Annotated in this window: 17 protein-coding genes, 1 other RNA gene and 1 pseudogene; 9 read left to right on the top strand and 10 right to left on the bottom strand. The window is 34.4% G+C overall.

Translation table 11 applies throughout. From position 1 onward, the window contains the following. The first annotated feature begins 2 nt into the window (after positions 1-2). The 7 genes from WBP_RS03710 to WBP_RS03680 all read left to right on the top strand — a co-directional run bounded on the left by WBP_RS03710 (position 3) and on the right by WBP_RS03680 (position 13,895). Entirely contained in the window at positions 3-8,522 is an 8,520-nt protein-coding gene (locus tag WBP_RS03710) for a DNA-directed RNA polymerase subunit beta/beta' (protein WP_167896112.1), read from the top strand. Positions 8,523-8,806: 284 nt separating this feature from the next. Then, positions 8,807-9,142: a transfer-messenger RNA gene (gene ssrA, locus WBP_RS03705) on the top strand. Positions 9,143-9,165: 23 nt separating this feature from the next. Then, on the top strand, positions 9,166-9,603 hold the full coding sequence (locus WBP_RS03700) for a ClpXP protease specificity-enhancing factor SspB (protein WP_167896111.1): 438 nt from the start codon (positions 9,166-9,168) through the stop codon (positions 9,601-9,603). 215 nt (positions 9,604-9,818) lie between these two features. Next, positions 9,819-10,097, top strand: a complete 279-nt coding sequence (locus WBP_RS03695) for a YggT family protein (protein ID WP_167896110.1) — start codon at positions 9,819-9,821, stop codon at positions 10,095-10,097. Continuing rightward, positions 10,098-12,221 (top strand): DNA translocase FtsK, encoded by a 2,124-nt coding sequence (locus tag WBP_RS03690; RefSeq protein ID WP_167896109.1) that lies wholly within the window; start codon positions 10,098-10,100, stop codon positions 12,219-12,221. A 75-nt stretch (positions 12,222-12,296) separates the two neighbouring features. Then, on the top strand, positions 12,297-13,277 hold the full coding sequence (gene mraY, locus WBP_RS03685) for a phospho-N-acetylmuramoyl-pentapeptide-transferase (RefSeq protein WP_167896108.1): 981 nt from the start codon (positions 12,297-12,299) through the stop codon (positions 13,275-13,277). A gap of 6 nt (positions 13,278-13,283) precedes the next feature. Continuing rightward, complete coding sequence (locus WBP_RS03680) at positions 13,284-13,895, top strand: ribonuclease HII (RefSeq protein ID WP_011256840.1); 612 nt, start codon at positions 13,284-13,286, stop codon at positions 13,893-13,895. A gap of 5 nt (positions 13,896-13,900) precedes the next feature. Here WBP_RS03680 and WBP_RS03675 read toward each other — a convergent pair whose 3' ends face one another. The 5 genes from WBP_RS03675 to WBP_RS03655 all read right to left on the bottom strand — a co-directional run bounded on the left by WBP_RS03675 (position 13,901) and on the right by WBP_RS03655 (position 17,498). After that, positions 13,901-14,569 carry a conjugal transfer protein TraJ gene (locus WBP_RS03675; RefSeq protein WP_167896107.1) on the bottom strand — a complete coding sequence of 223 codons (669 nt, stop codon included), beginning with the start codon at positions 14,567-14,569 and terminating at the stop codon, positions 13,901-13,903. Between the two features lie 47 nt (positions 14,570-14,616). Further along, a complete protein-coding gene (locus WBP_RS05790) occupies positions 14,617-14,871 on the bottom strand; it encodes a hypothetical protein (protein WP_011256838.1) in 255 nt (84 codons plus the stop codon). A gap of 599 nt (positions 14,872-15,470) precedes the next feature. Then, positions 15,471-16,307, bottom strand: a complete 837-nt coding sequence (locus WBP_RS03665; protein ID WP_167896106.1) for a DNA polymerase III subunit delta' — start codon at positions 16,305-16,307, stop codon at positions 15,471-15,473. Further along, a complete protein-coding gene (locus WBP_RS03660) occupies positions 16,285-16,911 on the bottom strand; it encodes an L-threonylcarbamoyladenylate synthase (RefSeq protein WP_167896105.1) in 627 nt (208 codons plus the stop codon). Before WBP_RS03660 ends, WBP_RS03665 begins: the two co-directional genes overlap by 23 nt. Positions 16,912-17,027: 116 nt before the next feature. After that, the gene (locus WBP_RS03655; protein ID WP_011256835.1) at positions 17,028-17,498 is read right to left on the bottom strand and encodes a hypothetical protein; all 471 of its coding nucleotides are present in this window, start codon (positions 17,496-17,498) and stop codon (positions 17,028-17,030) included. A gap of 75 nt (positions 17,499-17,573) precedes the next feature. On the opposite strand from WBP_RS03655, the gene miaA reads away from it, so the two are divergent. Continuing rightward, a complete protein-coding gene (gene miaA / locus WBP_RS03650) occupies positions 17,574-18,467 on the top strand; it encodes a tRNA (adenosine(37)-N6)-dimethylallyltransferase MiaA (protein ID WP_167896104.1) in 894 nt (297 codons plus the stop codon). Positions 18,468-18,473: 6 nt separating this feature from the next. Here miaA and WBP_RS03645 read toward each other — a convergent pair whose 3' ends face one another. Further along, on the bottom strand, positions 18,474-18,635 hold the full coding sequence (locus tag WBP_RS03645; protein WP_167896103.1) for a hypothetical protein: 162 nt from the start codon (positions 18,633-18,635) through the stop codon (positions 18,474-18,476). A gap of 195 nt (positions 18,636-18,830) precedes the next feature. After that, positions 18,831-19,304 carry a hypothetical protein gene (locus WBP_RS03640; RefSeq protein ID WP_167896102.1) on the bottom strand — a complete coding sequence of 158 codons (474 nt, stop codon included), beginning with the start codon at positions 19,302-19,304 and terminating at the stop codon, positions 18,831-18,833. A 287-nt stretch (positions 19,305-19,591) separates the two neighbouring features. Here WBP_RS03640 and WBP_RS03635 point away from each other — a divergent pair, with 287 nt between their 5' ends. Beyond that, positions 19,592-21,640: an ATP-dependent DNA helicase RecG gene (locus tag WBP_RS03635; RefSeq protein WP_167896101.1), complete on the top strand. Its 2,049-nt coding sequence runs from the start codon at positions 19,592-19,594 to the stop codon at positions 21,638-21,640. Between the two features lie 113 nt (positions 21,641-21,753). Here WBP_RS03635 and WBP_RS06260 read toward each other — a convergent pair whose 3' ends face one another. From WBP_RS06260 to WBP_RS03620, 3 genes and pseudogenes are all read right to left on the bottom strand, one after another. Continuing rightward, complete coding sequence (locus WBP_RS06260) at positions 21,754-21,930, bottom strand: GrpB family protein (protein WP_083750430.1); 177 nt, start codon at positions 21,928-21,930, stop codon at positions 21,754-21,756. Positions 21,931-22,105: 175 nt separating this feature from the next. After that, positions 22,106-22,216: pseudogene (locus WBP_RS05785) on the bottom strand (IS5-like element ISWpi1 family transposase); the annotation flags it as partial. A 186-nt stretch (positions 22,217-22,402) separates the two neighbouring features. Further along, positions 22,403-22,639 (bottom strand): hypothetical protein, encoded by a 237-nt coding sequence (locus WBP_RS03620; protein ID WP_167895690.1) that lies wholly within the window; start codon positions 22,637-22,639, stop codon positions 22,403-22,405.

Genomic DNA, 22,639 nt, shown 5'->3' with positions numbered 1-22,639 from the left:
TAATGGTTGATTCTTCTTATATGTGTGCTTCTAATGCTTTTATTCCTAGGATTTCTTACTCTAGGTCAATTGATTTAAAGGACTCTTTATTGGATTTAGTTAAAGTTCAAAAAGAGTCATACAAGTCATTTACTCCTGGAAATTATGGTAATGAAAGACTTGAGTCTATCTTTCGTTCAGTTTTTCCGATAAACGATCCTTTGCACAGGGCTACTATTGAATTTATAAGTTGTAGGATAGATAATCCTAAGTACGATGAGTCTGAGTGTATAAAGCGTGGTATAACTTTTTCTGCTCGAGTCATTGCTTCTATACGCCTTGTTATTATGCAGGATGGTATTTCCCTTGACGAATATAAATCGATTAAAGGGAGTGGAGATCATTCTAAGCTTTCAACCGTTATAAAGTTTATAGGGGAACAAGAGGTCCATTTCTGTGAGTTGCCAATGATGACCGATAAAGGTACCTTCATCATTAATGGTGTAGAGAAAGTAATCGTTTCGCAAATGCATAGGTCTCCTGGTGTATTTTTCGATAGCGATAAGGGAAAAACCTACAACTCTGGTAAATTAATCTATTCCGCTAGAGTCATTCCTTATAGAGGTTCTTGGCTTGATATTGAATTTGATGTTAAAGACCTCTTGTATTTTCGTATTGACAGGAAAAGAAAATTACCAATCTCAGTCTTATTAAAAGCATTGGGCTTATCAAATAGTGATATACTCGATAGATTTTATGAAAAGATAAAATACATAAAATATAAGAATAGTTGGAAAGTACCATTTGTTCCTGACAAATTTAAGGGGGTTAGATTACCTTTCGACTTAATGGATGTTGAAGGTAACGTGTTGTTTAAGGCTAATGTTCGTATTACCTCAAGATTGGCTAAGAAGCTACATGATGACGAATTGAAGGAGTACTTAGTACCTTTTGATTCTATATGTGGTTTATTCCTTGCAGAAGATTTAATAGATAGTGTTAGCTCTACGAAAATTTTATCTGCTGGTGAATCTATAAAGATAGAAGATGTAAAAAAGCTTGAGTTGTTGTCCATAGGTGAAATATCAGTACTAAACATCGATAATTTGTCTGTCGGTCCTTATATATTAAACACGCTTTTCTTAGACGAAAACATGTCTTATCAGGACGCGCTGTATGAAATATACAAGGTCTTGCGTCCTGGTGAAGTTCCTGTGTTAGAAATAGTAGAAGAGTTTTTTCATAATCTTTTCTTTAACCCTGAGTATTACGACCTATCTAACATTGGTAGATTGAAACTTAACTCTTATCTTGGGTTAGATTATGATGAGGATTTAACTGTTTTAACACATGAGGATATTATTGAAATTGTAAGAAAGATAGTATTGCTACGTGACGGCCAAGGATCTGTGGATGACATTGATCACCTGGGAAATAGAAGAGTAAGGTCAGTTGGAGAATTTATAGAAAATCAGTTTAGAGCTGGGCTATTAAAGCTGGAACGTGCAGTAATTGACTCTATGTCTACTTCTAGTTTAGATAAAGTTTCTTCACCTGACTTCATTAATCCAAAAGTGTTAACTAATGTCTTAAGGGATTTCTTCAACTCTTCTCAATTATCTCAGTTTATGGATCAGACTAATCCGTTATCTGAAATAACACATAAAAGGAGGTTGTCAGCATTAGGTCCTGGTGGTTTAACGAGAGATCGTGCAGGATTTGAAGTGCGAGATGTTCATCCAACTCATTATGGAAGGATTTGTCCTATTGAAACCCCTGAAGGGCAAAATATAGGATTGATCAATAGTTTAGCTATATATGCACGAGTTAACAAATATGGTTTTATTGAAAGCCCTTACAGAAAAGTAGTTAATAGAGTTGCCACTGATCAAATTGAGTACTTGTCTGCCATAGATGAAGGTTTATATTATATAGCCGATGCCAGCGCAAAGCTTGACAATAATAATCGTTTTATCGACGACATGCTATACTGTAGATATGCTGGTAATTTTGTCATGGTCAGCAGTGATCAAGTGAGCTACATTGACGTATCCCCTAAACAGGTAATATCAGTTGCAGCCTCTTTGATCCCATTTTTAGAGAATGATGATGCTAATAGGGCATTAATGGGTTCAAATATGCAACGTCAAGCTGTGCCTTTATTGAAGCCTACTGCTCCTTTGGTGGGTACTGGCATAGAGTCTTTTGTAGCTTCTGGCTCTGGTGCTGTAGTTTTAGCAAAACGCGACGGCATAGTTGATAGTTCTGATAGTAACTCTATAGTTATACGTGCTTTTGATGAAGAAAGGGTTAATTATCTTGGCGTAGATATTTATCATTTAAAAAAATTTCAACGCTCTAACCATAATACTTGCATTAATCAAAAACCGCTAGTACGTATAGGTGATTATGTTAAAGAGGGTGATGTAATAGCTGATGGCCCTGCAATTAACAGTGGTGAGCTAGCACTTGGTCAAAACTTGCTGGTCGCTTTTATGTCTTGGCAAGGTTATAACTTTGAAGACTCTATTATTATTTCCAGTGAAATTGTTAAAAAAGATCTCTTCACTTCAATACATATAGAAGAATTCGAATGTGTTGTGCATGATACTCCTTTAGGGTCAGAAAAAATAACTCGTGCTATACCTGGCGTTAATGAAGAAAATCTATATCACTTAGATGATAGTGGTATAGTAAAAATTGGTACAAGAGTTGGTCCAGGCTATATTCTTGTAGGTAAAATTACACCTAAACCTTCCCTTTTATTGCCTCCTGAAACAAAATTATTAATGACGATTTTTGGTGAAAAGTCATTCGATTGTGCAGACTCCTCTTTATACACATCCCCAGACGTTGAAGGAACAGTAATTGATGTACAGGTCTTTACACGTAGAGGGGTCGAAGAAAACGAAAGGGCACTGCTTATCAAGCAGAAAGAAATGAATGATTTAGAAAAGGAGCGAGATTATATAATCAATGTTGCTAGTGAATATTTCTATGACGAACTGAAAAAACTTCTTGTTCATTCTTGCTCTCAAGATCAAGAAAAACTCGACGCTATTGAACGTGAACAATGGTGGGGTATAGGATTAAAAAATCGATCTATCTCTGAACAAGTTAAGAATTTAAAAAAAGATTTTGATAAAAAAGTATCGGATACAATAGCACAGTTTAAACAAAAAGTAGAAAAGTTAGATGAAGGCTATGACTTACCTCAAGGTGTATTGATGTCGGTAAAAGTTTTCATTGCTGTAAAGCATAGTCTGCAGCCAGGAGATAAAATGGCTGGTAGACATGGAAACAAAGGGGTAATTTCTCGAGTTGTACCAGTGGAAGATATGCCTTATTTGGAAGATGGTACCCCTGTTGATATTATTCTGAATCCTCTTGGTGTTCCATCAAGAATGAATGTTGGGCAAATATTGGAAACTCATGTAGGTTGGGCTTGCAAAAAATTAGGAGAAAGAGTAGGCAACATTCTGGATGAAATTAACAAGATTAACAGTGATTTCTGTAAGGAAATTAGATCTCTTGATGATAATAACTTTGCGAAATTTGCAGCGGTGTATTTTGATAATAAAAAAACTGAAGAGGTTAGAGATGATGAAATAACAGATTCCCTTGTTAATATACCTAATAAAGGCTCACTAAATGATGAATTAAACGCATTAGTGGAAAATTATTTTAACTCTTGCAAAAGTGCGTACGACAACTTACGTAGCTTCCTCATTGAGGTTTATAGCTGTGGTAGTGACGTATCTATTTGTAATAATATTCGTGATATTAGCAATAGTAACTTGATTGAATTTGCACATAAATTACGTAATGGCATTCCTGTTGCTGCACCTGTTTTTGAAGGTCCAAAGGATAAAAATATAATAAAATTATTTACACTTGCTGGCTTAGATCCTTCTGGACAAACTGAGGCATATGATGGCCGCACTGGTGAGAAATTTGACCGTAAGGTTACGGTTGGTTATATGTACATGCTTAAGCTGCACCACCTGGTCGATGATAAAATTCATGCGCGTTCAGTAGGGCCTTACAGTTTGGTTACTCAGCAACCTCTTGGAGGAAAATCCCATTTTGGCGGTCAGCGCTTTGGTGAAATGGAATGTTGGGCATTGCAAGCCTATGGTGCTGCTTATACTTTACAGGAAATGCTAACTGTGAAGTCTGATGATATTAATGGCAGGGTTAAGATTTATGAATCGATAATAAAAGGTGACAGCAACTTTGAATGTGGAACTCCTGAGTCTTTCAATGTAATGATAAAAGAACTACGTTCTTTATGTTTAAATGTGGCTTTAAAGCAAAATAATGTTGTTATTGAAGACATATCTCACACTAACATTGCACAGTCTTTTGATAAGATTGGCATATCGATTGCTAGCCCTGAGAATATTAAATCTATGTCTTACGGCGAGGTAAAAGACGTCTCAACTGCAAATTATCGTACATTCAAAGTTGAGAAAGGTGGATTATTTTGTCCTAAGATCTTTGGTCCAGTCAATGACGATGAATGTTTGTGTGGAAAATACAAAAAAAGAAGACACAGAGGCCGCATATGTGAAAAATGTGGAGTAGAAGTTACATCTTCTAAAGTAAGAAGAGAAAGAATGGGTCATATAGAGCTTGCGTCCCCTGTTGCCCATATATGGTTTTTGAAGTCACTCCCTTCAAGAATTGGAGCATTATTAGACATGTCTCTCAGAGATATTGAGAATATTTTGTATAGCGATAATTACATTGTGATAGATCCCCTTGTTTCTCCTTTTGAAAAGGGTGAGATTATTAGTGAGAAAATTTATAATGAGGCTAAAGATGACTATGGTATCGATAGTTTCGTAGCTATGCAGGGTGTTGAAGCCATAAGAGAGTTGCTGACTTGTCTTGATTTACATCAAATCAGAAAGGATTTAAGACTGGAATTAGAGTCTGTTGCTTCTGAAATAAGAAGAAAGAAAATTATAAAGAGATTACGTATTATTGAAAACTTTATTAAATCTGGAAACAGACCTGAGTGGATGATACTTACAACTATACCTATTTTACCACCTGACTTGCGTCCTTTAGTATCGCTTGAAAGTGGTCGCCCCGCAGTTTCTGACTTAAATCATCATTATAGGACTATTATTAATAGAAATAACAGATTGAGGAAATTATTAAGCTTGAATCCTCCTGAAATTATGATTCGTAATGAAAAGAGGATGTTACAAGAAGCAGTTGATTCTCTTTTTGATAATAGCCGTCGCAATGCTCTAACAAATAAAGCTGGTGCTATTGGATATAAAAAATCTATTAGCGACATGCTAAAGGGAAAACAAGGCCGTTTCCGCCAAAATCTCTTAGGAAAAAGGGTAGACTATTCTGGACGTTCTGTAATAGTCGTTGGGCCAGCTTTAAAGTTGAATCAATGCGGGTTACCAAAAAGAATGGCTCTTGAATTATTTAAGCCTTTTGTTTATTCAAAGCTTAAGATGTATGGTATGGCTCCAACTATCAAGTTTGCTAGTAAATTGATAAGAGCAGAGAAGCCAGAAGTTTGGGATATGTTAGAAGAAGTGATAAAAGAGCATCCTGTTTTGCTAAATAGAGCACCTACTTTACATAGGCTTGGTATTCAGGCCTTTGAACCAATCCTTATTGAAGGCAAAGCAATACAACTTCATCCACTTGTTTGTACAGCATTTAACGCAGATTTTGATGGCGATCAAATGGCAGTACATGTGCCGATTTCATTGGAAGCTCAACTTGAAGCAAGGGTGCTAATGATGTCAACCAATAATGTCTTAAGCCCTTCTAATGGCAGACCAATTATAGTCCCTAGTAAAGACATAATACTTGGTATATACTACTTAACTTTACAGGAACAAACTGATAAAGAAGGTGATGATTTGCCATTTTTAGGCACTTTTGGTGAAGTTGAGCATTCTTTAAGTGATGGTACTTTACATATTCATTCTAGTATAAAATATAGGATAGAGTATACGAATAGCGAAGGCGAAACTTGCTATAAAACTATTCGCACAACTCCTGGTCGCTTAATATTATGGCAGATTTTTCCTAAACATGAGAATCTAAATTTTGATCTTGTAAATCAGGTATTGACAGTTAAAGAAGTAACTAGTATAGTTGATCTGATATACCGCAACTGTGGTCAAAGTGCTACGGTGGAATTTTCTGATAGATTAATGGTACTTGGCTTTGAGTATGCTACGTTTTCTGGCATTTCTTTTAGCCGTTGTGATCTGGTTATACCTGAAACTAAAGCTGAACACGTTGATCATGCGAGGGGTGAAATCAAGAAGTTCTCTATGCAATATCAAGACGGGCTAATAACTAGAAGTGAGAGATATAATAAGGTTATAGACGAATGGTCTAAATGTACAGATATGATAGCTAATGACATGTTAAAATCAATATCTGTATATGATAGAAATAGTAAGTATAATTCAGTGTACATGATGGTTAATTCTGGTGCAAGGGGTTCTACTTCACAGATGAAGCAGCTAGCTGGGATGCGAGGGCTCATGACTAAACCTTCTGGTGAGATCATAGAAACACCTATAATTTCTAACTTCCGTGAAGGATTAAACGTATTTGAGTATTTTAATTCTACTCATGGTGCACGTAAGGGTCTTGCTGATACTGCGCTTAAAACTGCTAATTCTGGATATTTAACTCGTCGTTTAGTTGATGTATCTCAAAACTGTATAGTTACAAAGCATGACTGTAAAACAAAAAATGGTCTTGTTGTGAGAGCTACAGTTGAAGGAGGCACTATAGTTGCATCTCTAGAAAGTGTTGTGCTGGGCAGAACAGCTGCAAATGATATATATAATCCAGTGACAAAAGAATTATTGGTGAAAGCAGGAGAATTAATTGATGAGGATAAGGTAAAGCAAATCAATATTGCAGGTCTTGATGCTGTAAAAATTAGATCACCTTTAACTTGCGAAATAAGTCCAGGAGTATGTTCTTTGTGTTATGGAAGAGATCTTGCAACTGGTAAAATTGTTTCAATAGGTGAAGCAGTTGGTGTAATAGCTGCTCAGTCTGTTGGAGAGCCGGGTACTCAGTTAACGATGCGTACTTTCCACATAGGTGGAGTAATGACTAGAGGTGTTGAGTCTTCAAATATTATAGCTTCTATTAACGCCAAAATAAAATTGAGTAACAGTAACATAATTATAGACAAAAATGGAGATAAAATTGCAATAAGTCGTTCTTGTGAAGTGGTGTTAATTGATAGTCTTGGTAGTGAGAAGTTAAGACATAGTATACCTTATGGTGCTAAACTTTGTGTAGATGAAGGTAAGTCAGTAAAAATCGGTGATAAGATTGCAGAATGGGATCCTTATACATTACCTATTATCACGGAAAAGACTGGTACAGTGTTATATCAAGATTTAAAAGATGGGGTGTCAATCACTGAAGTTATGGATGAATCTACGGGAATATCAAGTAAAGTAGTAAAAGATTGGAAACTGTACTCCGGTGGAGCTAATTTACGTCCTCGCATAGTGCTACTTGATGATAACGGTGAAGTGATGACACTCGCAAGCGGTATTGAAGCATGTTATTTTATACCAATTGGTGCAGTACTCAATGTGCAAGATGGCCAGAAGGTTCATGCAGGTGACGTTATTACAAGAACGCCAAGGGAGTCAGTTAAAACCCGTGATATTACTGGGGGTTTGCCGAGAGTTATAGAGTTGTTTGAAGCACGGCGCCCTAGAGAACATGCCATTGTTAGTGAGATAGATGGTCATGTGGTATTTTCTGAGAAAGATCGGAGAGGAAAACGTAGCATACTCATAAAACCTTTGAATGAACAGATTTCTCCAATTGAGTATTTGGTATCAAGAAGTAAACACGTGATAGTTAATGAGGGTGATTTTGTACGTAAAGGTGATCTGTTAATGGATGGTGATCCTGATCTCCATGATATTTTACGTGTACTTGGATTAGAAGCTTTAGCGCACTATATGATTTCTGAAATACAGCAAGTTTACAGATTGCAGGGTGTTCGTATAGACAACAAGCATTTAGAAGTGATATTAAAGCAAATGTTGCAGAAAGTAGAAATTACTGATCCTGGTGATACTATGTACTTGGTCGGCGAAAGCATTGACAAGTTGGAAGTTGATAAAGGAAATGATGTTATGAGTAACTCTGGCAAGCGGCCTGCTTGTTATCTTCCTATCTTGCAAGGAATTACTAGAGCAAGTCTTGAAACTAAATCCTTTATTTCTGCTGCCTCTTTCCAGGAAACAACGAAAGTGCTAACAGAAGCAGCATTCTGTGGAAAAGAAGACCCTTTAAGTGGATTAAAAGAAAATGTTATAGTAGGAAGATTAATTCCTGCTGGTACAGGTTTGATTATGAGTAAGGTCAGGGCACTTTCGCTTTGTGATAATATGGATAAATATGAAAAATATTTTGATATTGAAGCTTATGATGAGAAATTGTTAGAGGATAATGGTTGCCACTTGCATTCTGGAAAGAAAGAAAGTGTAGCAGAATCACGTTATAATTAGCCAAATTAAATATAGCTAACAAAAATGGGCATACTGTTTATGACTGTGTGAACATTGGCGTGGCTTAGCATAGATTCCGCTCACAAGTAACGGGGCAACGATTTATCAAATTATTGGTAGATCTAAGTTACTTTAGGTGTAGATGAAAGATCTGCGGACGAAGATAGATTTCTAGCTGTCTAAATATCTCTACTGCAATTATGATCACATCGGTAAGCAGGAGAAGTAATTCTTTTTCTGGAAATCTTAATTTTATTTTAGCTATCGATTAACTTAAAGTAAAATATCTTGACATTTATTAAATATTACTATACAATAACTATGTGTATTTTATACACTATGGCAATAAAATTACCTTGTAATAGGTGTATTGGACCCGAGGGCAGTACTCGGCGCCTCCACCATGTTTTTAATTTACATGGGGGCGAATAAGAATCGACATGCATAGTAAAGATGGTAACTTTGCTCGGTTAGACACCACCGCTAAGAGTTCATAGTTTAAACGCAAACGATAATTTTGCTGCTGAAGGTGATGTTGCGGTAGCTGCTTAATTTAAGCACTATAACTTCATTACTATAAGCACGGCTTAGGGAACGCCGGGTAACAGAAGTTCCCCCCAGAATTCACGTGTTTAAAACTTATATGGATAAGATAGGTTACAAAAAATTACTCAATTCTGCCAAGTTTCAAGTTATCAAAAAGGCTTTAGATGTTATATCAGGTAATAGCTTCACTCCTAACTTAGAAATATTATTTTTCACGTATTTTAATGATGTTGTCATATCAGATTACTTAAGAAAGTCATATCCTACTCAAATGCTTATTATATTACAGCATCAATTTTATGGTTTGGAAGTTTTTGAGGATAAATTTAGTGTTAGTTTAAGTTTTCATGGAAAACAAGAGCAAATCACCGTGCCGTTTTTTGCTATTAGTGAATTTCATGATAAAATTTCAGGGGATGTTTTAATATTTGACAAAATCAATATCGGTTTTAACAAAGAATATAAAAGTGAAAAATGTACTGAAAACTCATCAAATGGTAGTATTATATCCATAGACCAACTGCATGATAGGTAATTATTTGTGGGATGTTTGAAAATATAATATGTAAATAAAAAATAAGCTGGTAGGATTGTTTGACTTACTGCCAAAGCTTTAAATATATTTATATACAGTCACTTTCCCGGCACATTTTTTAACTTAGGATAAAAATATTTTGAATTTGAAAAGGGGGATTGATTTAAAACTCCTAAATACTTATCTTTTATATAATTTTCATGTAATAGACACGCATGCATCCAATCATATACTTACTCAACATGTTACTTGATCTTTATAGCTTCATTCTAATATGTTGGATTATTCTGGATTGGCTAATCAAGCTTAATGTGGTAAACATGTATAACGAAGTTGTAAACAACATAATGCACACTTTGAACCGGCTCACCTATCCACCGCTAAAAGTTATCAGAAGGTATATACGACCACTCAACGGGTTGGATTTATCTATAATGGTATTGCTAATAGCAATTCATTTTGTAAAATATACAATGACTTACTACTTTAAGTAGATGCTAAAAAAATATCTAAAAGCAGCAATATACCTATCACTTTTAATATATATATATATATCAGTTTTTAGCTATAGCTATAAAGATATATCCTTAAATACAGTCACAGATAAAGAAGTGACGAATTTAGGTGGAATAGTAGGTTCATATTTAGCTGATATATTAGTTCAATTTCTTGGATTAACTAGTATTACAGTAGCCACTACTATAATTTGTTTTTTGATCTTCAGACCATCAAAAAGGCTACTGAAAGTTCTCTACTCAGTATTAATCAACTTAGGAATATGCGCTATGTTACCACAACTTTCACTAGGTATCACTGCAAGGTATATGCACAGTGGAATAATAGGAAATATACTAATTAATAACTGCCCTTTTTACATATTCATAATAGCAACGTCAACAGGTATTGTAGGGCTAATTGGTTGGAAGAGGACAATTTACTTGCTATTCCTCTTATATAAAAAAGTAGCTTCTCTTTTAGCAAAGGTTCTGTTTTTTAGGTTATATAAAGCCGCTGAGTATCCGACTCCACCATTAGTAGTGGAAGAAAAACACAGAGCTCAAATTACTACTAGACAGCAACCAAAAGAAAGGCAGAAAAAAGTTATTGGAGAGATCTTTGAATCTTTCAGCGAGTTTAAGTTTCCAAGCATTCACTTACTTTCTAAAGCAGAGGAATCTTTGCAGAGAAAGCGGCTGAATGAAATGGAGAGTAATAAGAATTTATCTCTGCTGGAGCAGGTCCTTAGTGATTTCGGTGTGCAAGGAAAAGTTATTAGTGTATGTTATGGGCCAGTTGTAACTTTATACAAACTTGAACCACAAGCTGGCACAAAGTCTGCAAGAGTAATTGGCCTTGCAGACGATATTGCACGTTCAATGAGTGCATTATCTGCACGTATTTCAATAATTCGTGGACAAAACGCTATGGGAATAGAATTACCAAACAAGGAACGAGAAATCGTCATGCTGCGTGACTTACTTGAATCATTAGAATATCAAAATGCAAATTTAAACCTTCCAATTGCGCTTGGTAAAGAAATAAGTGGAAAACCAGTTATTGCTGATCTGGCTAAAATGCCTCACTTGCTTGTTGCTGGAACCACAGGATCTGGTAAATCAGTTGCAATTAACACTATGATTCTTTCACTCATTTATCGATTAAGTCCTGACGCGTGTAAGATGATAATGATCGACCCAAAGATGCTTGAGCTTTCAATATATGATGCAATACCACACCTAATAACACCAGTAGTAACAGAGCCAAAAAAAGCTGTTATTGCTCTTAAGTGGATAGTAAAAGAAATGGAAAATCGCTATCGCATGATGTCTTATTTGAATGTACGCAATGTAATAAACTATAACCAAAAAATCACGGAAGCGATAAATAGCGGGATAGAACTGGAGCGTGTTGTACAGGTTGGGTTTAACTCAACAACAGGTAAACCCTTATTTGAAAAGATGCCAATCAAAATGGAGACATTTTCATATATTGTAGTAATTGTAGATGAAATGGCAGACTTGATGCTTGTTGCTGGTAAGGAAATAGAGTGTTCTATTCAACGTTTAGCTCAGATGGCTCGTGCTGCAGGAATACACATTATAATGGCAACACAACGTCCATCTGTAGATGTGATAACAGGCGTAATAAAAGCAAATTTTCCAACAAGAATCAGTTTTGCTGTCACTTCTAAAATAGATAGCAGAACAATACTTGGTGAACAAGGGGCTGAACAGTTGCTCGGTATGGGTGATATGCTTTATATGGCTTCTGGCGGTAAGATTATTCGAGTTCATGGCCCATTTGTGAGTGATGAAGAAGTGCAAAATATAGTTGATCATTTGAAAATGCAAGGTGAACCGAACTACATGGAAGAAATCACCAAAGAAGATGAAAATTCCTCTGCGGAACTAAAAGGTGAAACAGAGGGTGAAGAGAATGATCTATACAAGCAAGCAGTGGCTATTATTCAAAGGGATCAAAAAGTTTCAACTAGTTACATTCAACGACAGCTTAGAATAGGCTACAACAGAGCTGCAAATATTGTTGAAAGAATGGAAAAAGAAGGTATTATTAGCGCTCCAAATTACTTAGGAAAGAGAGAGATATTGGTAGAATGATTACCAATATCTCTGCACTATGATATATTTATGAGTATCCAATGCAGTATTCAATCAGTGAATTTAAATAGGTAGATGAACTTACCTACAAAAATATTTTTCACCTCATTTATTTTTGGGTTTATTCTTTCTCCTTATTTTATAAAGTTTCTAAAAAAAATTAGCAAAAATGGACAACCCATCAGGTTATGCAGTCCAGAAAATCATTTAATTACAAAAAGAAATACCCCTACCATGGGTGGGGTAGTAATACTGACTTCTTCTTTATTACCAATTTTATTTTGGGTTCAGTCAACACCAGAGATTCTATTGCTAGTATCTATAACTCTATCCTTCGCTCTAATTGGGTTCATTGATGATTATTTAAAGTTAAAAGCGAATAGCTATCGAGGGCTAAGCGCAAAAACTAAAATACTCATCCAATTTATTGTTGCCCTGGTTGGTATGTCTGTATTTAAGTTATACTTTACTGAAGATTTTACAAAAACTTTCCTACTTAAAGGAATAATGATCGACTTTAGCTACCTATATGTTCCATTTGCTGCATTTATAGTGGTCGGCTCTTCTAACGCTGTGAATCTTACAGATGGCCTAGATGGCCTTGCAGCAACTCAAATCATCGCTTCTTTTGTTTCTTTGGGATTAGTTGCATACATGACTCGAGCAGATATAAGTGTTATCCTATTCTGCATCACGTTTATAGGAGCGACTTTAAGTTTCTTGTGGTTTAACACACATCCAGCAAAGATATTTATGGGTGACATTGGCAGTTTATCAATTGGTGCAGCTCTAGGATTAACCAGTGTTCTAATTAAAAGAGAAGTGCTTTTTGCTGTTATTGGGGTAATCTTTGTGATAGAGACTTTATCTGTTGTTATTCAGGTATTGTACTTCAAATATACAAGATTTAAGCATGGAAAAGGAAAAAGGATTTTTCTTATGACACCAATACACCACCATTTTGAAAAGAAGGGATGGTCAGAAAACGAAATAGTTATAAAATTTTTGATAATTACTATTGTCTGTTCAGTTTTTACTGTTGCTTTCTTGTTGTAGAAACTTATGGCATATCCAGATTTTACATTAGAAAATAAATTATCAGGAGTGATAGCAGGAGTAGACGAAGTTGGAAGGGGTCCACTAGCTGGTCCAGTAATGTCTGCGGCTGTAGTGTTTACTAATAGAAATATAATCATTGAAGGAATTAACGACTCGAAAAAATTGACTGCTAAAAATAGGCAAGTTCTATATGAAAAAATAATATCCGTTGCAAAATTTGGTATAGGAATGGCAAGCGTAGCAGAAATAAATTCATATAACATTTTGCAAGCAACGAAACTTTCAATGGAACGTGCGTTGGTAAACTTAGGTATAGAGTTAGATTATGTGCTAGTTGATGGTAATCAGCCACCTAAAGTAAAATGGCAAGTAAAGTCCATAGTAAAAGGCGATAGTTTAAGCGTATCAGTTGCAGCAGCTTCAATCGTTGCAAAAGTTGCAAGAGATCAACTAATGCAAGAATTGCATAATCAATATCCAGAATATAACTGGTATAAGAATAAAGGATATGGAACAAAAGGGCACATAGATGCCATAAACCTCTATGGTGTTACAGAACATCATAGAAAAAGCTTTGCACCCATTTTAAACTCCACTAAACGGGCACTACTTTAACGCGATTACTTATATTCATAACCATTAACAATAAATTTGAATGGTATTATACCAGCTAGAGTTGCTTTTATATTTGACAAAGTAAAGCTAATCTCAATAGTCTGATCCTTCATTTCCTTATTTTGCTCAGTTGTAGAAATCACAGTAGCACTTCCAACAAATGTGACTAGATCCTTGATTGATCGGTCAATGGACAATTTTACTACATTTATGTTGGAAATTTTTCTTTTAGATGAAGGCAAATCACCAACCTCATTGTTCATTTTCTCCTGAAAACCTTGATAGATTTTATGTGTAGAGTTATTTTTTATGAAATTTTTCTGGTACACTGGTTCGACAACTTTATTAGATTCATGCATTTCAACATATTTGCTCATTAAGTACCTTGCTGCAGAAGTGTATTCATCTTCATCTTTTTTAAAACTAAGCTTACGTATTACAGAAAACTCATCCTCTGTGTGACTTACATACTTCACGAAGTTTAAATCTTTTTTAATAGGAAACAATAAGTATATATTTAATAGTAACAGGCACAGGCACACTAGGAGACATGATACTATCAATGCCATCCAAGACCTTTCTGCTACACAAAACAGATATCTATAACAGTACCATTCAATTGCTTTATTGAAATAACTCTTGTTTTTTACTGATTCAAGCAGCTTGTCTTCCATAATATAAGGCCCTAGAATTATTATAACAATAATAAATCCTAAAAATTTTAAAATATATTTAAATTTTCTAAAACAGGGTGAATGATTATATCACCTTGTTCCGCAGTAGGATAGAATTTGTCGATTTTACTCATATCCATATTTATCATTTTTACACTGAAATTTTTAGGATTATGAGTGTTACTTTCTACACTTTTGTGATAATTATAATGATGTAATTTATCTTGGTCATTAAAATAACTAAATTCATCAACGTTAGTTCTCACCTTTCTACTTCTACCACCTTTAATTAGCCCAAACAAATCGATTGCATGATTTGAGACTCGGGCTAAACAGCTTATTCCACAGTAAAAAACTTAGGTGCGTGACCAACATATTCCTTAAGTTTAGACCATAAGTCTTTTTCACGTTACTAAAATCCGCAAACTTATGTTCATCTAAAACGCTAGAATATTGTGGATCATATTTTTTATATTCAAAAAGACTCATTACCTAAAATATTACAAAACGTTAATTTATAATCACCGTCATTTAATTTAACGACTTTAAGGTAATGAAAATCTCTAGGAATTTTTATACCTCCTCTTTCGTAATATGATTGCTGTACAACTAACTCACCATTAAACGTGTGATAGCCAATTTTTGGGCAAAGTAGCTATATTGATTGCATTGTTTAGCTCAAAATTTGCTTCATAAATACTATTCAATAACTCTTTCCCTTTCTTAAGGTTGCATTCTGACCTGGAGCTGTATTTTTAGTTAAGTTTAGTTCTTTCTGCATGCTCAATATGCTTTTGTTAAAACTTCTATCGATTACCACACAGTTAATTTACTATCAGTCAAACCACGTACTTCAAATGTCAAGCTAACAGAATTTTAGCACAAATTGATGTTGAAAGCATTATACTTTGTAAACTGATGCTACGATATTAACTGCGTTAGCTAAAACATGCTTTTTATCTAGGTGAAATTGCCCAGCAGCAGAAAAAAGTTCATCTATTTTTCTCCATTGGCTAAGTAGGATTTCAATATTATTAGCCTTTCTCTTTATGCTTTCTAAAATGAAGGCCTGAATTATATATGATGCTAGTTCCAGTTCAACTTCGCTATTAATTACTTTATTAATCATATCAGGATTCTTTAAGTTATGAAGGAATTTATAAAAGCACTTGTATGAGTCATAGGTATCACTACTTATTGCGTTTATTATCATTCCTGGCATTCCAGGAAATAAAGTAATGACTTCATCAAATGTGCTATCGTCCAATTCACACTGAGATGAAACAACTTGCTTCGTTTCATCGTAAGTTAATGATAGTAAATTTAGCTGAAAGCACCTGCATTGAATAGTGGTTTGTATATTGTACGGCCTATGGCTAATTATAAATATCTTGGAGTTTTTTGGCGGTTCTTCTAATACTTTTAATATTGCATTTCTGGCGTTATTCGTCATTGCTTCTAAGCTATCTATTATAGCTATTTTGTATTCTGATTGAATAGGACTTAAGTGCAGAAAATTTTTCATCTCTCTCACTCTTTCTACTCCAATGGTATCACCTTCAACAATGTGTAAGTCCAATGCTACTTCATCACAGTTTTTTACAAGAAGCCAATTGGAAAAGAATTTTGCAAGGGTTGCTTTTCCTATACCTTTTTTACCGCAGATTAGCCAAGATTGAACAGACAAGTTGTCCATTAGTTTTCTTTTTGCTTGATCATGACTTATTAATTTTTTCATTCTTTTTCCTATAAATCTCAGTCGAAAGCATATTATTTACCACTTGCAATGAAATTATACCTTCCCTTAAAAACTTAATCCTATTCCCAGTTAAGTCAGTAATAGTAGATTCTATACCAGAAACTAATTCATCATCTTCAATCACTGCAGATAAATGTTGCTTAATAGATTGAGGTATATCGCTTGCCTTGCACACACTTTTTTCTCCCGAAACATTTATACTAGTTGCAACTATTGGAATTTTCAACCTATTTAATATTGAAATTGCAATAGGATGATCAGGTATTCTTATGCCTATACTGCCTTTAAAAAATCTATTTGGTAACATATTGTTATTTTTAAGCGGTAAAATATAGGTGATTGGTCCGGGAGAAAAGTGATTTATTAAGTCAATATATTTTTCCTCTAGCCTTGCTATTTTTACCAGACTGCAAACATCACTAACAAATATAGATAGTGGCTTATCTTGAGAACGTTTCTTTACCTGATATATTTTCTCGATAGCTCCATCATCTAGTGCATTACAAGCAAGAGCATACACTGTTTCTGTTGGAAAACACACTAGCAAATTGTCCTGTATTGCATTTATTATTTCAGATACCATATAGCTAAACGTAGTAATCAGATAGGCCTTTTCATAAGCAGTTGAATAGCTACTTATATTGAACTTTACCAGCACTTTCTAGTTGTTGTGAATATTATAAGTTTACCGCAGATTTGCTAGATCCCAAATTCTTCATTGATTTTATCAACTATTTCTTGTGATGGATCTTCTCCCCATCCTGAATATAAGACCTCTCCATAGTCTGCAACATCCATAGAACCAGTTCTACTTTTTGCAAGAAACATTTCTCTCTTATCTTTATCAACTAATACATAGTGCCATGCTGATCTTCCGCGGTCTTTACCACGGACTAAATATATGAGATCTGACCTACTTCTTCTTGTTGCATCAGCAAAAGATCTTTCATTGACAGTTCTGCTTTTGCCTTTTATGCTACCACTCTCAGAAAAAGCTTCTTTCGGTTCAGTTTTTTTGCTTGCTAACTGAGAAATTTTTCCTCTCTCTTCTAGTGCACGTGCTTTGGTGTTTTGAGATGAATATTTACTAGAAAAACTTCCTCCTATACTGCTAGAGGTTCTGTTTGCGAAACGCTTAATAAACAAATTATCGTCGTTGTTTTCTACCATAAAAATCTCCAAATTTTAGATTGTGGAATCCAAATTTTTACTACACCCTATCATACATTAATTAAATTAATACGAATGAGAGATAACATAATAATTATTACAGGAATCACAGCTTCAGGTAAATCAGAATTATGTGATAACCTGATAAAAAAGTATGGAAATATCAGTATAGTAAACTGTGATTCAAAGCAGGTGTACAAAGAAATTCCCATAATTACTGCTCAGCCACCAAAGCAAGAAGAATTTTATAGACTATATGGTTATGTTCCAGCAAAAGAAAATTATTCTGTGGGTTTATGGCTAGAAGACCTAAAAGGGGAAGTTGATCACGCATTAGAAAATGCACGAATGCCTATCATCACTGGAGGAAGTGGGCTTTATATCAGCAGTTTAATCAATAGCTTATCGCCAATACCAAAAGTAAGCGAGGAAATAAGAAAAAATGTAAGTGAACTCAGGGAAAATCTAAGTAAAGAGGAGTTCTACAAATTAGTACTAAGCAAAGACTCAAAAATTCAAGGTAAAATATCCACAAATGACTTACATCGCCTTTCAAGGGCACTTGAAGTTATTACTGCAACTGGCAAGTCAATTTTCGTATGGCAAGAAAGTAGGCAGCTCCCTTTATTCGATAATTTTAAGATATATACGATTTTGCCTAAACGTGAGGATGTATACCGAAAAATAAATTCCCGTTTTGTTACAATGATTGAAAGTGGGGCAGTTGACGAAGTAAAAAAACTACTTAACATGAACCTAGCTCCACACTTGCCAGCTATGAGAGCGCACGGAGTGCCAGAAATCATAAAGTACTTGAAAGGTAAGATTACTTTAAGTGAGGCAATACAAATCGCTCAAACAAACACAAGGCATTACGCAAAACGTCAGTACACCTGGTTTAAAAATCAATTCCCAAATTCTGAAGTAATTGACTGTGCAAACAAGTTGATAGAGTTTGAGATATTTTGATTATTATCAAGGTAAAGTCTCACGTTCATTGTTAAAAGGATCTACATCTGGGTTTTTTACACAACTGTTCACTTCTAGCGGATTGCCTAACCCGTGCTCTATTTTGTTTTTAAAGAATCCAAGCTTTTCACACAATTTCTGGAAACATTCTTTCGTGATATCAAACAAGTTTTTATTATCTATATTATAATCCTTCAGTCTCTTAGGGCAGTGGGAGATAATTTACCATCTTTGTTATTATGTCACACTGTCTTTCCCATCTTGAGATTCAAGTATAAATCCTACTGAGGACGATATATTATATGTTGTCCTATTTTTTTCCTGGCACTTCTATAGGTATTGTTGAAGCGTTACATTTAACTCTTACAGAATTTGAATTTTTTCACGATCAATCAGTACTCTTCTATTAACATTACTACTATTAACATCCATATGTAATCCATACTTATTAGAGAGTTCACAAATAAATGGCGCACATATAAATTCATACCCTGCTTGATTATAATTAGTGATTAGTTCCTCCAGAATATGATCGCTTGGCGCTTTTGCTCCAACATCTTTAAACATTTTTTTAAAAATTTCCTTTACAAACGTACGGTAATTCTTATTTTTATCTTCTTTTGGCAATAGGTTAGTATATTTTATACCTATATTGTAAAAACTTTCAAAATATTGATCAGTTTTTTTATGGTCAGGAACTTTTTTATCTTCACGGTGGTCATTCCAAACTTTACCAAATTTACATTGCTTAGCTCCGTTTATTAATGTAGCAATTAAAGTTCCGTCTATACTTTTGCCATTAATAGCAAATCTCATTTTTCGAAAATCGGCATACATAATTGCACCAGAATTTGCTCCTTTATTACCTTTTGGAACTCTTAACTTATTGAAATCAAGTTTTTCTGCCTGAGCTTTTAGAGTAACTACTGGATTTTCCTTTTCATCTGGCGTAGGGTTGTTTATTATTGATATCTTAATATATACTAATAATAGTACAATAATATATAAAAATTATTAGTAATTTAATAGATCTATCTAGTATAGACTTTATGACAGAAAACAATGCATAGCTTGACTACAGGGTGACAGGACTTTAAGAAGATTAATAAACAGTTTTACACAGTATGAATCTCAACGAGCAACCAGATGTGCTGACTTTTCTAAACAGCAATCTGAAAGGCATATCTAAATTCCATTTTGGAATACTATCTAAACTTTGTGGTGGGAACAAAGTGATGGACCTACTGTTTTATAGACCACTCAGTTATGTAGATAGAAGTAAGTCACTACTTGATGCTCGAGTTGGGGAACTTACAACTTTTATCGCGAAAATCTATGAGCATCAGCCTCCTACTTTTAGAGGTAGACCATATAAGATAGTCGTTGAAAGTAAAAGTCAGTATATATTTATAGTTTTTTTTAATTACTCAATTAAGTATTTATATAAATTATTTCCAATTGGAGCCAATGTAATCATCAGCGGTAAACTCGAAAAATTTGCTGAGCATTGGCAAGTTACCCACCCAGATTACGTGTTGCTTGACACCAATCAGTTTAAAGAAATAGCTCGCGTAGAACCAGTTTATCAATTATGTCGTGGTATTACTAACAAGAGCATTAGGAACATAATAAACTCCAATCTAAAAGAATTGCCTGACTTACCAGAATGGATAGGTGATACATTAATTAAACAAAACAAATGGCTAAGTTGGAAGGAAAGCATCATAAAGCTGCATAGACCGAACTCATTGGCAGAAGCGGAAATTTGCAGGAGAAGGCTTGCTTATGATGAATTGTTTGCATACCAGATGGCGCTGAAGCTTGCAAGAGAAAATCATGTAAGAAAAAGGGGACGAGAATTTACAATATCCAACAAGTATAAAGAACAAGTTTTAAATGAATTGTCGTTTCAATTAACAAATGATCAAATTCGTGCAATAGATGAAATCTCAGAGAGGCAAAAATCCAAATGCCGCATGGTAAGTTTACTGCAAGGTGATGTTGGTAGTGGCAAGACTGTAGTTGCACTTTTTGCGATGCTAAATGTGATAGAAAATAACATGCAAGCAGCTTTGATGGCACCAACTACTATCTTGGCGGAGCAACACTATAACTGGATCGAGGAGGCATTGTCTTATACCGATATAAAAATTGCTTTGCTTACTGGTAAAACCACGCGTAAGGAAAGAAAGATTATTACAAACGAACTTGCAAGTGGTATTTTAAAAATAATAATCGGTACTCATGCACTATTTCAGGCTAGTGTTACATTTAAAAATTTAGGGCTTGCAGTTATAGACGAACAACAGCGATTTGGAGTGATACAGAGAAACTGCTTGGTGGGTAAAGGAGAAAATGCTGATATACTTTTTGTTACGGCAACTCCAATCCCAAGAACTTTGCAACAAGCTATATATGGTGATGTTGAATGTTCAATTCTGAGAGAAAAACCAAAATCCAGGCTACCAATAAAAACTGTAGCTATGAACATTAAAAAATTAGTAGAAGTTATTGAAAAACTAAAAAGTGCTATAAACAGAGGCGAAAAAGCGTATTGGATTTGTCCATGTATAGGAGGAAATGAAGGGCTAAATATTGCTGCAGCGGAAATGCGCTTTCAGGAATTACAAAAGACATTTTTTAATAAAGTTGGGATAATACATGGAAAATTAACTCAAGTTCAGAAAGATCAAGTTATGTTTTCCTTCAAAAGGAATGAGTTTCCTCTTCTCGTTGCAACTACTGTAATAGAGGTTGGTATAGACGTACCAGACGCAACCATTATGATTATAGAAAATGCAGAGCAATTTGGACTATCGCAATTACATCAGTTAAGAGGCAGAGTAGGGCGAGGAAATAAGCCGTCTTTTTGTGTATTATTATATAATAACATAAGTAAAAGCTCATTTTCAAAATTAAAAATCATGTGCGAGTCACAGGATGGATTTTACATTGCTGAAAAGGACATGATGCTAAGAGGCAGTGGAGATATACTAGGCCTAAAACAATCAGGATGCATGGAATTTAAGTTTGCTGATTTATACAAGGACAGAGAACTGCTCAACCTTGCATACAATAATACAAAAAGTGCAATTGCTGAGAATAAGTCTTTTGAATTACTGCTTGATATATTTGAATATAGAAGTAGATTACATTTTTCAAAGTTTCAGTGAAAGGGTGTAGTGTTGTTGATAGCATAAAGGACTATTATTTATATCGAAGATTTTTTTGTGTTCGATCAAGAACAGATTCACACCATTTTCATTGTTCAAAGTCTTACGTATAATTATTCCTTCAAATTCTTCCATCTTTCTGCCTGAATTAATAGGGCTTTTATAAAACCTGCCTTGTCCTCTGTGTATGCCTCTCTATTTTCAACGAAGGTTTTACTTAATTTGTACTTTAGTTCAGAGTATTCTTTTGCTTTTCTACAATTTTCTCTTAAGTAATCATGTAATAACAGATAGCCTTTATGATGTTTACTGTTCTAAGCAACGATATGAATTTAGATAAAATTCTACTTTTTTCTTCCTTAAACTGAATAAGCCAGTATTTACATACTCTCGAATTTGTATCATGCTAATATCCCAAAAAAAATCAAATCTATGTATCTTAGAAATTGTTCACAAATTAGTGAACTAAGGAAAGCACCTCTTTATCATAACTCTAGCTATAGCCAGGTATATTAAATTTTTATTAGATATTATAAGTAAATTATATTCCTTTGATAATCTTCTATTCTCTTTTAACCTACTACATAATAGTTTGCTGAATTTAATTGGATCAGTTGTGAGTCGATCATTTATCACCTTTGTAATTCTTGATCTTGTTATTTTTGGAAGATTTAGAAAATCTATTTCAGTAAAGTTTTTTGAGTAGATAATGTTATATTTTAGTTCATATCCTCGCTCTTTCAGATAGCACTGTGCTCTAATTTATATCCTCTTCTTATAATAACATCGGCTAATGTAATCTCCCTCTATTTTACATTCGATTCCTTCTGTGATTAACCTTTTTGCCAACTCTTGAACAGCTTCCTTAGTAACTTCAGCTAGTCTAGTAAGGTGATGTGAGATTTTTGGGTTGAGTGCTATGTAAATTCTGAACCTGCCATAAGTTTTACTGAAGTCTAATACTGTAACAACAGTACAACATTTTTTTGAATTTTTCAA

This window comes from Wolbachia endosymbiont of Brugia pahangi (assembly GCF_012030695.1).
GTDB lineage: Bacteria > Pseudomonadota > Alphaproteobacteria > Rickettsiales > Anaplasmataceae > Wolbachia.
Note: the sequence above shows the minus strand (reverse complement) of the source record. Positions and strands in the feature narration are given on the sequence as shown.